13 protein-coding genes are annotated in these 13,721 nt (G+C 71.6%); 8 read left to right on the top strand and 5 right to left on the bottom strand.

What is annotated here, in order from left to right:
- Positions 1-60: 60 nt before the first annotated feature.
- The 8 genes from ACPEEZ_RS13950 to ACPEEZ_RS13985 are packed head-to-tail and all read left to right on the top strand — an operon-like array spanning position 61 to position 8,397.
- Positions 61-1,473, top strand: a complete 1,413-nt coding sequence (locus ACPEEZ_RS13950; RefSeq protein ID WP_423920282.1) for a polysaccharide biosynthesis tyrosine autokinase — start codon at positions 61-63, stop codon at positions 1,471-1,473.
- Entirely contained in the window at positions 1,470-2,696 is a 1,227-nt protein-coding gene (locus ACPEEZ_RS13955; RefSeq protein WP_423920285.1) for a DegT/DnrJ/EryC1/StrS family aminotransferase, read from the top strand. The genes ACPEEZ_RS13950 and ACPEEZ_RS13955 overlap by 4 nt, the downstream gene beginning before the upstream one ends.
- On the top strand, positions 2,683-3,336 hold the full coding sequence (locus ACPEEZ_RS13960; RefSeq protein WP_423920287.1) for a sugar transferase: 654 nt from the start codon (positions 2,683-2,685) through the stop codon (positions 3,334-3,336). Before ACPEEZ_RS13955 ends, ACPEEZ_RS13960 begins: the two co-directional genes overlap by 14 nt.
- Positions 3,333-3,965, top strand: a complete 633-nt coding sequence (locus ACPEEZ_RS13965; RefSeq protein WP_423920290.1) for a NeuD/PglB/VioB family sugar acetyltransferase — start codon at positions 3,333-3,335, stop codon at positions 3,963-3,965. The genes ACPEEZ_RS13960 and ACPEEZ_RS13965 overlap by 4 nt, the downstream gene beginning before the upstream one ends.
- Entirely contained in the window at positions 3,962-5,269 is a 1,308-nt protein-coding gene (locus ACPEEZ_RS13970) for a glycosyltransferase family 4 protein (RefSeq protein WP_423920292.1), read from the top strand. Before ACPEEZ_RS13965 ends, ACPEEZ_RS13970 begins: the two co-directional genes overlap by 4 nt.
- Before the next feature lie 40 nt (positions 5,270-5,309).
- Positions 5,310-6,449: a glycosyltransferase gene (locus tag ACPEEZ_RS13975; RefSeq protein ID WP_423920295.1), complete on the top strand. Its 1,140-nt coding sequence runs from the start codon at positions 5,310-5,312 to the stop codon at positions 6,447-6,449.
- Positions 6,446-7,975 (top strand): hypothetical protein, encoded by a 1,530-nt coding sequence (locus tag ACPEEZ_RS13980; RefSeq protein WP_423920298.1) that lies wholly within the window; start codon positions 6,446-6,448, stop codon positions 7,973-7,975. Before ACPEEZ_RS13975 ends, ACPEEZ_RS13980 begins: the two co-directional genes overlap by 4 nt.
- The gene (locus ACPEEZ_RS13985; protein ID WP_423920301.1) at positions 7,975-8,397 is read left to right on the top strand and encodes a pilus assembly protein CpaE; all 423 of its coding nucleotides are present in this window, start codon (positions 7,975-7,977) and stop codon (positions 8,395-8,397) included. Before ACPEEZ_RS13980 ends, ACPEEZ_RS13985 begins: the two co-directional genes overlap by 1 nt.
- A gap of 29 nt (positions 8,398-8,426) precedes the next feature.
- On the opposite strand, the gene ACPEEZ_RS13990 is transcribed toward ACPEEZ_RS13985, so the two are convergent.
- The 5 genes from ACPEEZ_RS13990 to ACPEEZ_RS14010 form a co-directional block, all read right to left on the bottom strand.
- Positions 8,427-9,602, bottom strand: coding sequence for a class I SAM-dependent methyltransferase (locus ACPEEZ_RS13990; RefSeq protein WP_423920304.1), 1,176 nt, complete (start codon positions 9,600-9,602; stop codon positions 8,427-8,429).
- Between the two features lie 43 nt (positions 9,603-9,645).
- Positions 9,646-11,094, bottom strand: coding sequence for a right-handed parallel beta-helix repeat-containing protein (locus ACPEEZ_RS13995; protein ID WP_423920307.1), 1,449 nt, complete (start codon positions 11,092-11,094; stop codon positions 9,646-9,648).
- Positions 11,095-11,522: 428 nt separating this feature from the next.
- Positions 11,523-11,933 (bottom strand): heat shock protein transcriptional repressor HspR, encoded by a 411-nt coding sequence (locus tag ACPEEZ_RS14000; protein ID WP_423920309.1) that lies wholly within the window; start codon positions 11,931-11,933, stop codon positions 11,523-11,525.
- Positions 11,934-11,994: 61 nt separating this feature from the next.
- Complete coding sequence (locus ACPEEZ_RS14005; RefSeq protein WP_423920312.1) at positions 11,995-12,993, bottom strand: DnaJ C-terminal domain-containing protein; 999 nt, start codon at positions 12,991-12,993, stop codon at positions 11,995-11,997.
- Between the two features lie 95 nt (positions 12,994-13,088).
- Positions 13,089-13,721: a nucleotide exchange factor GrpE gene (locus tag ACPEEZ_RS14010; protein WP_423920314.1), complete on the bottom strand. Its 633-nt coding sequence runs from the start codon at positions 13,719-13,721 to the stop codon at positions 13,089-13,091.

Consider the following 13,721-nt stretch of genomic DNA (forward strand, 5'->3'; position numbering starts at 1 on the left):
CTATGTGTAAAATACTACGTAACGGGCCGAAGGGCGGCCGGCGAACCCGAAAGGTCTCTCGTGCAGGTCATCGATATCGTCCGAGCGTTGCTCAGGGGCTGGTACATCCTCGTGATCGGTGCCGTGCTCGGTGCGGCCGGCGGATACGCCGTGTCCGCGGCGGCCACTCCGACCTATGTCAGCTCGACCGAGGTGTTCGTCGCGGTCCGAGGTCAGACCGAGTCAACCGCGGGCGAGATCGCCTCGGGTTCGAACGCGGCCCAGCAGAAGATCAAGACCTACACCGGTCTCGTCCTCACGCCGCGCATCCTGAGCCCGGTCATCGAGCGGCTGGAGCTCGACACGACACCGACCGAGCTGGCGCGACAGATCAGCGCCTCCTCGCCCACCGGCAGCGTCATCATGCGCATCTCGGTCACCGACACCGACCCCGTCGCGGCCGCCGCGAAGGCGTCCGCGGTCACCACCACTCTCATCGACGTGGTCACCGAGCAACTCGAGCCCGAGGTCAGCCCGGGCGTACCCTCGGTCAGCATCGAGGTGGTCACGCCCGCCGTCGAGCCCACGACTCCCGCGACACCGCGCACGCTGGCGAACATCGGTCTCGGAGTTCTGCTGGGGGTCTCCCTCGGTGCCGTCATCGCGGTGCTGCGGCGAGTCCTCGACACGAAGATCCGCGACCGCGACGACCTGCAGACCGAGGGCGACCTGCCGGTCGTCGGCGAGATCGCCTTCGACGCCCAGACGAATCGCCGTCCCCTCATCGTCCGTGACGACGCCGGCAGCCCCCGAGCCGAGTCGTTCCGCTCGCTGCGCACGAACATCCAGTTCTTGAGCGCCCGCACCGGCCCCCGCACCTTCGCGATCACGTCATCCGTGCCGTCGGAAGGCAAGACGACGACCACGGCCAATCTGGCGATCGCCCTCTCCGACACGGGGGCCCGCACGGTGGTCGTCGATGCCGACATGCGACGCCCCAGTCTCGCCCGCACGATGGGGCTCGAGGGTGCGGTCGGTCTCTCCGACGTCCTCATCGGCCGTGTCGAGCTCGATGACGCGCTGCAGATCTGGGGCGACGACGGGCTCGTCGTCCTGCCGGCCGGCACCGTGCCTCCCAACCCCAGCGAGCTGCTCGGCTCCCCCGCCATGCAGGCCCTGGTCGTCGAGCTCGGCGAACGGTTCGACGTGGTGCTGATCGACACGCCTCCGCTGCTGTCGGTGACGGACGCGGCCGTGATCAGCCAGCTGGTGTCGGGCCTGCTCCTGGTCGTCGCGGCGGGCCGCACCACGCACGCGCAGCTCTCCCGCGCCATCGACTCGCTCGGGACGGTCGGGACGGTGGCCCAGGGCGTCGTCCTCACCATGATCAGACGCACTCGCGAGCACGCCTACTACTACGAGTACGTCGAGGCCCCGGCCCGTCCGACCTCGGTCTTCGGTCGTCGTCGCGCCGAGAGCGGAGCACACTCATGACCCGCATCGCCCTGTCCTCGCCCGATGTGGGTGTCGCCGAGGCCGACGCAGCCGCCCGGGCCGTCCGCTCGGGGTGGGTCGCCCCCCTGGGGCCCGAGGTCGACGCCTTCGAACGCGAGATGGCCGACTACATCGGCCGCCAGCACGCGATCGCCCTCTCGTCGGGCACGGCGGCACTGCATCTCGCCCTGATCACCCACGGCGTCGGCCCGGGCATGGTCGTCCCCACGTCGACCTTCACGTTCGCGGCGACCGCGAATGCGATCGCGTACACCGGAGCCGAGCCGTTCTTCGTCGACGTCGACCCGGCGACGGGCAACCTGTGCCCCGACCTGCTCGCCGAGGCGCTCGATCGCCTGAAGCGCGAGGGCCGCCGGGTCGGTGCGGTGATGCCCGTCGACATCCTCGGCAAGGCCGTCGACCACGCCGCGCTCGAGCCGCTGGCGGCCGCCGCGGGGGCGCCCCTCCTGCTCGACAGCGCCGAGGGTGTGGGCGCCTCGTACCAGGGCCGGCGCGTCGGCTCCTTCGGCTCGGCCGCCGCCCTGTCCTTCAACGGCAACAAGATCATGACGACGTCCGGAGGCGGCATGCTGCTCACCGACGATGCGCACGTCGCCGAGACCGCCCGTCGCATCTCGACTCAAGCTCGACAGCCGGTCCGGCATTACGAGCACACCGAGGTCGGCTTCAACTACCGGCTCAGCAACGTGCTCGCCGCCGTCGGCCGGGCCCAGCTCGATCGACTCGAGTCGATGATGCTCCGGCGCCGCGAGATCCGCGAGCGCTACCGGGCCGTCGTGGCGACCGTGGCCGGTGTCGAGATCTTCGGCGGTCACGACGACGTCGACGACAACTGCTGGCTGACCTCGATCGTCATCGATCCGACGGTCGTGTCGGTGAGCGCCGCCGACCTCATGACCGCGTTCGACGCCGCCGACATCGAGGTGCGCAACCTCTGGAAGCCCATGCACCTCCAGCCCGTGTTCCGCGGGCTCGGCTCGCTCGTCACCGGCGCGGCCGAGCGGCTCTTCGCAACCGGCCTCACGCTGCCGAGCGGCTCCGGGATGACCGATGCCGAGATCGACCGCGTGTGCTCCGTCCTCTACGACGCCTTGCAGGGCACCGTCGCCGACCGGCGCCCGACCTCGAGCCGACCCGAATCGCCGACCCGCCTCCCGATCCAGACCCCGACCCCCCAGGAGTCCCTCCGTGTCTCGCCCTGACCTCCTCGCCTACCCCACGCTCAAGCGGGCCATCGACGCCGTGCTCGCGTCCGTCGCGCTCATCGTGCTCGCACCGCCGCTCGCCGTCGTCGCCCTCGCGGTCGCGATCGCCCTCGGTCGTCCGGTCCTGTTCCGTCAGGCCCGAGCGGGTCGCCACGGCACCACGTTCACCCTGCTGAAGTTCCGCACGATGCGCGATGTCGACGAGAGCCGTGGCCTCGTGACCGACGCGCAACGCCTGACGCGCTTCGGGTCGTTCCTCCGCTCGACGAGCCTCGACGAGTTGCCCAGCCTGATCAACATCGTCCGGGGCGACATGAGCGTCATCGGCCCCCGGCCGCTGCTCTGCCACTACCTCGACCGCTACACCGCCGAGCAGGCGCGTCGCCACGAGGTCCGGCCGGGTCTGACGGGCCTGGCGCAGGTCAGCGGTCGCAACGAGCTGGCCTGGGCCGAGCGGTTCCGCCTGGACGTCCACTACGTCGACTCGGTTCGGGCCACCACCGATGTGCGCATCCTGCTCATGACGATCGTGGTCGTGCTGCGCCGCAGCGGCATCACGGCCGAGGGGCATGTGGCCTCCCCCGAATTCGCGGGGTCTCGTGAGACGGTCGCTTCGCCGTTGGCGGTGACCCGATGACGGCCTCACACACGCGTCCCGTCGTGGTCGTCGGCGCGGGTGGCTTCGGCCGCGAGGCCCTCGACGTCCTCGAGGCCGCGGGCCGCCATGTCCTCGGCGTCGTCGACGACGGCCCGTCCGAGCTCGACGTCGAGCGTGTCGAACGCCGTGGCTACCGACTGCTGGGCCCCGTCGCATGGCTGGCCGACCGCCGAGACGTCGATCACGTGATCGGCATCGGCTCCCCCGCCGTCAAGCGTCACCTCGACGACGCACTGCGTGACATGGGGTCGCGACCGACGACCGTCGTGCACCCCGAGGCGACGATCGGCTCCGAGGTCGCCCTCGGCCCCGGCACCATCGTCTGCGCCGGGGCCCGCCTGTCGACCAACGTCTCGACGGGGCGTCACGTGCACGTCCTGGCCAATGCGGCCATCGGGCATGACACGTCGCTCTGCGCGCACACGAGCGTCAATCCGGCCGCGACGGTCTCGGGCAGCGTCTCCGTCGCCGCGGGCGTCCTCGTCGGTGCCGCGTCGGTCGTGCTCCAGGGGCTGACCCTCGGCGCCGAGAGCGTGGTCGGCGCCGGGGCCTGCGTGGTCCGCGACGTCCCGCCGGCCCGTGTGGTGAAGGGGGTGCCCGCCGTATGAGTTCGCGCACCCCGAACGCCACGAAGACGGTCTGGATCGTCAACCACTATGCCCTCGACGCCGAACGAGACGGTCGCACCGGCCGCCACCAGCACCTCGCGCGAGAACTCGCGACGCAGGGGTGGCACACGGTCGTCATCGCGGCCAGCACCGACCACCCGTCCGGTCGCCAGACCATCACCGGCCGCCGGCTGCGCGAGCGCGGCACGGCCGAGGGCCACGAGTTCGTCTGGCTGCGGGGCGTCGACTACTCGACCTCGCGCCGCCGACGCCTGCTCGACATGATGCTGTTCACCCTGCTCGTGATGCTCCCGGGCAGCTTTCGAGGCGTCCCACGCCCCGATGTCGTCGTCGGCGGCTCGGTCCATCCGTTCGCCGCGTGGGCGGCCAGCGTCGTCGCCCTCCGACTCCGGGTGCCGTTCGTGTTCGAGCCCCGCGACCTGTGGCCCGAGACCCTCGTGCAGTTCGGAGCACTTCGCCCGGGCGGAGCCGTCACCCGCGCGATGCAGTGGCTCGAGAGCCGCATCGTGCGCCGCGCCTCCTTGGTGGTCTCGCCGTTGGCGGGCGTCGGACGCTATTACGCCGAACGCGGTCACGACGTGCCCTTCCTCTGGGTGCCGAACGGCGTCTCGCCCGAGGCGACGCACGATGCTCCGACGGCGACCGTCGGCCTCGGCGAGCCCGCAGCCGACGAGCCCGCAGCCGACGAGACGACGGTGGCTGACCACGAGTCGTTCGAGGTCGTCTATCTCGGGTCGATGGGGCGAGCCAATGCGCTCGAGGCGGTCATCGACGCGTTCGACCTGGCAGCCACCTCGAACCCGCGGGCGGACCTGCGCCTCACCCTGGTCGGCGACGGCCCCGCCCGACCCGACCTCGAAGCACGCGCCGGGTCGTCGGCGAGCGCCGATCGCATCTCGTTCGTCGGGCAGACCTCGCAGGCCGAGGCGCGACGCCACGGACTCCGGGCCGACTGCCTCGTCGCGAATGTCGCGCCGCTCCGGTTGTACGACTACGGCCTGTCGCTGAACAAGCTCACCGAGTACCTCATGCTCGCGCGGCCCGTCGTGCTCGGAGCCCGCACCACGGGTGACCCGGTCACGGCCTCGAACGCCGGCATCCGGGTCGACGGTGACGACGTCGCCGCGCTGGCCGATTCGCTGCTGCAGCTGGCGGCGACGAGTCGGGCCGAGCGCGAGGCGATGGGCGCCCGGGGCCGAGCCCACGTGCTCGCCGAGTACGACTACGCCACCCTCGCCGGTCGTCTCGCGCCTGCTCTCGACCTGGTCGCCCGCGCCGCCTGACCCTTCGCCTCTCTCACGCCCACCACCGAACGGATCGATCATGACCACGACAAACCGCCCCGACATCGTGCACGTCTCCAGCGCCCACCCGTGGACCGACAACCGCGTGCACCTGCGCGAGGCCGCGACGCTCGCGGACGCCGGCTACCGAGTCCGCCTGATCGCCGTGGCGAACGACCTCGAGACCGAGGCCACGCGAGTGGACGTCGTGACCATCCCGCGTCGCTCGCGACTCACGCGCATGGTCGTCGGCTCGGCCCACGCCATCGCGCTCGCCGTCCGATCCCGCGCTCGAGTCGTGCACCTGCACGACCCCGAGCTCGTCTGGGCCATCCCGGCGCTCCGGGCACTGGGGCGCTCCGTCATCTTCGATGCGCACGAGGACCTGCCCGACCAGGTCGCGAGCAAGGCGTACATCCCGCGACCGCTGCGGCCGATGGCCGTGCTCGCCGCGCGGCTCGTCGTGCGCCTCGGCTCGACGGCCGACCGCGTGGTCGCCGCCACCGCCACCATTGCCGACACCTACCCCGACCACAAGACCGTGACCGTGCGCAACTACCCGCGACTCCGCGTCGAGGAGGCCTCCGCCTCCCCGCTCAGCGAGCGCCCGAAGCGACTCGTGTTCGTCGGGGCTCTCACGCAGAACCGCGGCAGCCGCGTGCTGCCCGAGGTGACGCGGTCGGCGGAGTTCCCCACCGACTGGCGCCTGCACGTCGCGGGCACGGTGCCGGCCGCGGAGCTCGCGGTGCTGACCGCCACGACGACCCCCGCTCACGCGGCGGTCGCGTACCACGGCATCGTGTCGCCTGCGGTGGCCCGCGATCTGCTCCTCGAGTCCCGTATCGGTCTGGTCGCCTTCCAGCCCACCGATGCCCACCTCAACTCGCTTCCCACGAAGCTCTTCGAATACATGGCGGCCGGGCTCGCCATCATCGTCTCCGACTTCCCGCTGTGGCGTGAGCTGCTGTCGGGGCACGACAACGTGACGTTCGTCGACCCCCTCGACCCGCATGCCATCGCCGACGCCGTGGCCCGCTACGACCGCGACTCCGAGCTGCTCGATCGTCACGGGCGCAACGGTCGACGTGCCGCGCTCGAGGTCTTCAACTGGTGCACGGAGGAGAAGACGCTGCTCGGGCTGTACGCCGACCTGCTCGACACCGCGCGGGCGCGCCGATGACACGGCGCCGTGATCCGGAGGCGCTGGTCACCCTGCGCTCGCTGGGCCGGCTCGGCCTCGTGGCCCTGAGCACGACGCTCTACGCGCTCACACTGCAGTGGGTCTACGTCAACCTCATCACGGTGCCCTTCGGCTACGCCGGCTACTCGTATCACCCGGGGCCGTGGCAGGCGACGGTCCTGACCGTGGCGATGACCGCCGTGGTCGCGGCCGCCCTGCCCCCTCGGCTCGCCCGGGTCTCGCATGTCGTGCTGTGGATCCTGTTCTCGGTCTGCGTGGCGCCCGCGATGCTCATGGTCAACTACACGGGCTACGTGAGCATCGAGCACGGCTTGCTCACGTCGGCGACGATCGGCGGCGGGATCCTCGTCGCCGCGATCGGCACGCGACTGCTCGACGCACGCGCCGCGTCGCTCGCGGCGTCGGAGGCGGCAGCGGCGGCGGCTTCGGCTTCGACTTCGACCGAGTCGGCGGTCGAGACAGCCGAGCCGGCGCCCGCACTCGCACCCACGCCCGCGCCCGCCAGACCAGGTGCACTCGGCACGATCTCGGCACTCCGACGTCGGCTGCCGAGCGGGTCGATAATGTGGGCCGTGGTCGCGGTGCACTCCCTCGTCACCTACGCGCTGCTCACTGCGACGGTCGGGCTCAGCCTCCGCTTCATCGCCCTCGACGACGTCTACGACGTGCGGGCGGTCTACGCCGACGAGGCGTCCAGCAGCGGCCTGCTCGGCTACCTGCTGAGCGGTCAGGCGAACGTCATCAACACGATGATCATCGTGCGCGGCCTGATGAAGAGGAATTGGACGCTCCTCATCGTCGGGGTCGCCGGGCAGATGGTGCTCTTCAGCGGAACCGGGTTCAAGACGATCCTGTTCTCGTTCCCCGCCGTGCTGCTCGTCGGCCTGCTCATGCGTCGCCGGACACCGCGTTCCGGTCTCTGGCTCGTGATCGGCTCGGTCGCCCTCATGGCCGCGTCGGCCGTCGCCGACGAGGTGCAGGGCGGGCTCACGTGGACGTCGCTCTTCTCGCGCCGGTTCCTCATCACGCCGGGGCTGCTGACCTCCGTCTACGCGGACTTCTTCTCGCAGAACCCGGTGGCACAGCTCTCCGGCTCGGTGCTGCGCTGGTGGGTCGGCAACCCCTACGACCAGTCGATCCCCCGCGAGGTCGGGCAGTATCTCCTGCCGGGCTCGCAGCTGGCAGCCAACGCCAACCTGTTCGCGGACGGGCTCGCGAACTTCGGGCCGGCCGGGGTGATCGGGGTCGGAGCCTTGCTGCTGGCCTTCCTGCGGGTCGTCGACCGCGCCTCCCGGGGTCTGCCCGTCGCCGTCGGCGCGATGGTCATGGTGATGCCGAGTGTGACGCTGTCGAACACGTCGCTGCTGACCGCCATGCTGTCGCACGGCCTGGCCGTCGGCGTACTCCTGCTGTGGACGGCACCGCGCGACGGGTGGGGCCGCGTCCCGACCCCGCAGCCCGCGACGGCTGAGAACGTCGAGGCCGGTCGGGGCAGACTGACCTGATGATCGACGTCGCCCTCGCCCGCCGGCTCCGAGAGTCGGGACTCCGCTGGAAGCCCGCCGCCGGAGACCGCTTCGTGATCGAGCGGGGAGACTTCGACTCGGTCGACGTCTTCACGGTCAGCGACATGACGGTCGAGGCGCACGAGTACCCGACCGGGACGGTGCTCGGCTTCAACGGCACGACCGAGTGGGCCCTCGACTCCGTCGAGGCGGACGACGCACTCTGGCTGCCGCGCGAGAACCAGTTGCGCGATCTGCTGGGTCGATCGTTCCGATCGCTGACCCGATCACCCGGAGGCGCGGGGTACGAGGTCGGGACGGGTCTCGGACCAGACGACCCGGTCGCGATCTTCACGGCGGACGACCCCGAGGACGCGTACGCGGCCGCGCTGCTCGCGTTCATCGAGGCGTCGCTCGCGTAGCACCATCGGACCCGAGGGCGCGCAGCCGCTCAGCGCCGCGTGCTGACCGTCACGGTGAAGACCGGGGTCCGGACGAGCTGACGCGTCGGGCCGACGACCCGCTCGAGGACGGGGCGATGACCGAGGTGCGAGTTCCACACGCACCAGAGCTCGGCCCCGGGCGCCAGGAGTCGAGCCGCCGCCTCGAACATCTTGTGCGCGATGCCGGCGTGAACCGTCGCTCCCACGTGGAACGGCGGGTTGAGCAGCACCAGTTCGGCCGAGCCGGCCGGCAACGAGGCTCCGGCGTCGTCGCGGACCACGTCGACGGCCACCCCGTTCGCCTCGGCCGTGGCTCGCGCGGAGGCGACGGCCGCCGCCGACTGATCGGTCGCCACCACGTGTGCGGACGGGTGGCGCCGAGCGTACGAGACGGCCAAGACACCCGTGCCGCACCCCAGGTCGACGACCTCGCCGACCGACGGCATGCGATCGAGCAGCCGCAGCAGCTCGGCGGTGCCGATGTCGACGGATGGGCCCGCGAACGCGGCGGCATGCGCGGCGACCGTGAGGTCGAACTCGGCGTCGCGGCGGGACCGCGGCCAGGGAGTCGGAGCGGGCTGCGGCCGAGGCGCCCGCGCCGTCAGCACCCGCGACTTCTGGCGTGCGAGGCCGGCCCGGACCTCGCCGAAGTGCCGCCCGAGTACCTCGTTCATCGCCACGGTCATGTGCTTCAGCCGGCCGCCCGCCAAGACGGTCACGTCGGCGGGAGCTCCGGCGGCGATGGTCGCGGCGATCTCGTCGAGCGCGTCGAGTGAACGCGGCAGCTGCAGCAGCACGAGGCGGCAACCCGCCACCAGGTCCGGTGTCAGCCCCAGATGCTCGTGGTGCCGCTCGAGACCGAGCGCCTCGGCGTTGGCGTCCAGCGCCCGCTCGCCCGACAGGGAGTCCTGATGCACCCGGAGGCGCGGCGCGGCCTGCGAGGTCACGCCCGGTTCGCCCGGTGCGCCGGCCTCGGCCCACGCCGACTGCAGCCCGAGGGTGAGCGCACCGTATCGATCACCGATGATGGCGATCGGGCCGACCCGTGCCTCCTCGGCTGTCTCGGGGTCGGCGGCGAGCCAGTCGCGCGCGGTGTCGAGCAGGAGGCGATCGGTCGCGTCGACCGCGGACAGGTTCGGGGCCTCGATGTCGGGCCAGCGGCGCAGGCGCTCGAGATCGATCACCCCGCAAGCGTAGTCAGCCTGCCGGGCGTCAGCCTGCCGGGCGTCAGGCTCCGTCGCCGTAGCGGTTCACCGTCGACGCCTTGCCCCAGACCGGCAGGTTCGTCGCGGCCCAGTCGTTGCCGAGCAGATCGAGTGCGTTGCCGGCCACGCCCGCGGTGACTCCGCGTACCGACGAGGTCGAGCCTGATGGCCGCACGAAGCGCGTCGCCGTGATCGTCACCTTGTTCTGGGCGCTGCGGACGTCGACGACGGTGCAGGCTCCCGACCCGGTGCTCGAGACGAGCCCCGTCACGACGTTGCGGGTGAGCATCAGACGATCGTTGGAGTGGTACGCCTGGATCGCCCGGTCGACCGAGGCGTCGAGGCGATTGCCGCTGACGATGAGGTCGCGCGTCAGGTAGACGAGGATGCCGGCCTCGGTCCCGCCGCCGTGTCCCGTGACGGTGTTGTCCGTGACGACGCCGGTCGCGCGCTCGGCATCGGAGCCGACCGAGTCGCCCGCTCCCTTCACCACGATGCCCGAGCCCGGCCCCGTGAGGGCAGCTCGCGTCACCGTGTTGCCGGTCACGACGAAGCCGACGGGTGCGTGACTGTAGCCGGCACCGGCACCGACGCCGCGACAGGGGACGAGCGCGATGCCGACCCGGCAGTCGGTCACCACGTTGTCGCGGATCAGGACGGCGTCCCCGGCATGCGTGTCGATGCCCTCCCAGGAGCGCACGCCCGAGACCGCGTTGCCGTCGATCCAGACGCGCGTCGATCGAGGGGCGACGTCGAGGCCGACCGTGTCGTCGCGCGTGACGATGATGCCGTAGCTGTTGACCTGCCCCGCGGGCTGCAGCACGTCGGACACGGTGTTGCCCCGCACCCACACGTCGGACACGCTCAGCAGCAGCACCCCTGCGTAGGCGACGCGCTCGATCGTGTTGCCCGCGATGGTGAGCGTGTCGCAGAACTCGGCTCGCACCCCGGTGTGCGCCAGGTCGCTCAGCCGGCAGCCCTCGATGACGATGTCGTCGAGCTCGCCGCCCGCCGCTCCCGCCACGCGGATGCCGATCGCCCGCCCCGCCGCACGCCCTGCCCCCGTGCCGGTGATCACGGCCCGCTGGACCGACACCGAGGAGGCACGGATCACGATCGCCTCGACATCCGCCGTCATGCGCAGCGAGCCGTCACCCGAGAAGGACACGGTCATCGGGCGGTCGAGCACGAGGCTGGTCGCCCTCGTCCAGGCGCGCGTGACGGTGAGGTGGCCCCCGGTCGCGGTCGCGGCCACGGCGTCGTCGAGTGTGGCGGCCGTGGTGTCGTCGGTCTCGACGGCGGCCGGTGCCCCGGCGTCCGGTGCGCCGGCGGCCCCCGAGCTCGCGGGCTCGGTCGGGCCGGTGGCCCACGCCGCAGGACCGGACAGGGCGGCCGCGGCCGATGCCGCCGTCGCGGCGACGACCCCTCCGCCGACGGTGAGCAGCGAACGACGGTCGAACCCCGGTGACATGGCAGATGGCACGTGTGGCGGGCGAGATCTCATGGGTGCACTCCTGGCGTGGGGTATATAAGCACTGTGCTTATAAGCCAGGTTAGCGCATGCGGTCGTAGGCGCGGCGGGTGCCGCGTGTCGTGTGGCGTTTGCGGCATCGTGTCGCGTTCGAACAGCACAGGATGACGCGAACGCCACAGGACAGCGGCCCAAGAAGGAGGTGCGGGTCGGCCCACCCAGGACGGCGCACGGCCGGTCCCGACTCACCCGAGCCGCGCCGACGCAGTCGGCCCCGACCAGGCCGCGGCCACCGGCCGGACCGTCGTGTCACGTTCGCGGCATCGTGTCGCGTTCGAACAGCACAGGATGACGCGAACGCCACAGGACGGACGGGAAAGAAGAGGGGGCGCGAGGCGCGCAGCACGGCGGCATCCGCCGCCGCGGCGTCAGCGCTGCGGCCGCCAGACCACGACGGCGGTCTGCCGCTGCGGCCGCGTCCCGTGCCGGAGCGGCACGATGCCGCCCTCGGCCCCGGCCGCGAAGACGCGCGCGCCGGGCCGGTTGACGAGCTCGTCGGCCAACGCCGACTCCAGGTCGCGCACACGCTCGGTCAGCGCCTGCACCTGGTTCTCGAGCTCGAGCACGCGGCGGACGCCCTCGAGCGAGACACCCTCGCCGCCGAGCCGCGCGATCTCACGCAGCTGGGCGACGTCGCGCATCGAGTACCGCCGCGATCCGCCGCCGGTCCGCTGCGGCACCACGAGGCCGAGCCGGTCGTACTGCCGCAGCGTCTGGGCGTGCATGCCCGCCAGCTCGGCGGCCATCGCGATGGCGAAGACCGGCGAGTTCTCGTCCATGTCGTCTCCTCTCGGGGTGACCGCCGCGCGACGCGGGCGGGATGGTGCGGGGGCTGCGAGCCTAGGAGGCGCGGGCCCTGCTGATCAGATCGGCGCGCGGATTCTCGTCGGGCAGCGCCGCGGCCAGAGCCTCGACCGCCTCCCGCGCCTTGTCGTTGAGGTGCGACGGGACCGCCACCTGGACGGTCGCGAGCAGGTCGCCGGTACCGCTCTTCGCGGCCACGCCCCGTCCCTTGACGCGCAGCACGCGACCCGACGGCGTCCCCGGCGCGACCCTCAGCTTGACGGGCTCGCCGCCGAGCGTCGGCACCTCGATCGTCGCGCCGAGAGCCGCCTCGGCGAACGTCACCGGCACGTCGACGCGCAGGTTCGTGCCGTCGAGCTGGAACACGGGGTGCGAGCGCACCGAGACCGTGAGCACCATGTCGCCGGCCTCGCCGCCGTCGGGGCTCTGCTCGCCGCGACCCCGCAGACGGATCTTCTGCCCGTCGTGCACACCCGCGGGGATTCGGACCTTCATCGGTCGGCCGTTCGACTGCTGCAGCGTGACCGTCTCGCCGACGATCGCGGTCTGGAAGTCGAGCGTCGTCGTGGCCGTCAGGTCGCGACCCTTGGTCGGCCCGCCGAAGCCGCGGTAGCCCCCGCTCGTCTGGCCGAAGCCGCCGCCTCCGAACATGCCGCCGAAGATGTCGTCGAAACCGCCGCCACCCTGCTGGTAGCGCACGCGCTGGCCGCCGGCACCCTGGTTGAACATGCCGCCGAAGACGTCCTCGAAGCCGCCACCGCCGCCCTGCCCGCCGGCGCCGGCCGTGAAGCGGGCACCCGAGCCCATGGCACGGATCTGGTCGTACTCGCGACGCTGCTCGGGGTCGGAGAGCACCGAGTTGGCCTCGGAGATCTCCTTGAACTTCGCCTCGGAGGCCGCGTCACCCGGGTTGGAGTCGGGGTGGTACTTGCGAGCGAGCTTGCGGTACACCTTCTTCAACTCGGCCGGGGTGACGTCTTTGGAGACGCCGAGCACGGCGTAGAAGTCTTTGTCGAACCAGTCCTGACTGGCCATACGGCACCTCCTTTCTCGAAGATAGCGTCGGTGGGCGACGCGGTCGCCCGCGCCGCCCACCGACGGTCACCGCCCCTGCGGGCAGTGGATGAGTACTACTGAGGGACCGAGACGGCGACCTTGGCGGCGCGGATGACGCGGTCGCCGATCTTGTAACCGGGCTCGATGACGTCGGCGACCGTGTTGACGGTCACGTCCGCGCTCGGCAGCTGCACGAGGGCGTCGTGCATGCTCGGGTCGAAGACGTCGCCCTTCGCGCCGACCGTGGTGAGCCCGAACTTGTCGAGCCCCCCGCGGATCTTCTGCGCGATGACGGTCATCGGGCCCTCGGCGAGATCGCCGTGCTGCTCGGCACGGGCGAGGTCGTCCAGCGCGGGCAGCAGCGAGCGGATGACCTCGGCGACCACGGCCTCGCGGTTGGCCTCGCGGTCACGCTCGACGCGCCTCCGGAAGTTCACCAGCTCGGCCTGGGCCCGCAGCATGTCCTGACGCATCTCGGCGACCAGATCGGTCGACGCCTGGTCGAGCAGGGCCTCGTCCTCGGGGGACAGATCGCTCGTGCCCACCTCGACGTCGGGGCCCTCGGCCTCGATCAGCTCGTCGGGCTCGACGACGTCGGCCGTGCCGCCGTCCTCCGACGGCGTCTCGGGCGTCGCCTCGGGCCCGCCGGTCGCACCGGCGCCGTTCGGCTCGTCGGGGTTCGGCCCCGTGCGGTTCTCGTCAGTCAT

It is taken from the genome of Frigoribacterium sp. 2-23, assembly GCF_049601585.1.
Taxonomy (GTDB): domain Bacteria; phylum Actinomycetota; class Actinomycetes; order Actinomycetales; family Microbacteriaceae; genus Frigoribacterium.

Bases quoted from the DNA above. Each gene is read 5' to 3' on its own strand.
- ACPEEZ_RS13955 (WP_423920285.1), top strand. From the start codon at position 1,470: ATGACCCGCATCGCCCTGTCCTCGCCCGATGTGGGTGTCGCCGAGGCC.
- ACPEEZ_RS13965 (WP_423920290.1), top strand. From the start codon at position 3,333: ATGACGGCCTCACACACGCGTCCCGTCGTGGTCGTCGGCGCGGGTGGC.
- ACPEEZ_RS13970 (WP_423920292.1), top strand. From the start codon at position 3,962: ATGAGTTCGCGCACCCCGAACGCCACGAAGACGGTCTGGATCGTCAAC.
- ACPEEZ_RS13975 (WP_423920295.1), top strand. From the start codon at position 5,310: ATGACCACGACAAACCGCCCCGACATCGTGCACGTCTCCAGCGCCCAC.
- ACPEEZ_RS13980 (WP_423920298.1), top strand. From the start codon at position 6,446: ATGACACGGCGCCGTGATCCGGAGGCGCTGGTCACCCTGCGCTCGCTG.
- ACPEEZ_RS13985 (WP_423920301.1), top strand. From the start codon at position 7,975: ATGATCGACGTCGCCCTCGCCCGCCGGCTCCGAGAGTCGGGACTCCGC.
- ACPEEZ_RS13995 (WP_423920307.1), bottom strand. From the start codon at position 11,094: ATGTCACCGGGGTTCGACCGTCGTTCGCTGCTCACCGTCGGCGGAGGG.
- ACPEEZ_RS14000 (WP_423920309.1), bottom strand. From the start codon at position 11,933: ATGGACGAGAACTCGCCGGTCTTCGCCATCGCGATGGCCGCCGAGCTG.
- ACPEEZ_RS14005 (WP_423920312.1), bottom strand. From the start codon at position 12,993: ATGGCCAGTCAGGACTGGTTCGACAAAGACTTCTACGCCGTGCTCGGC.
- ACPEEZ_RS14010 (WP_423920314.1), bottom strand. From the start codon at position 13,721: ATGACTGACGAGAACCGCACGGGGCCGAACCCCGACGAGCCGAACGGC.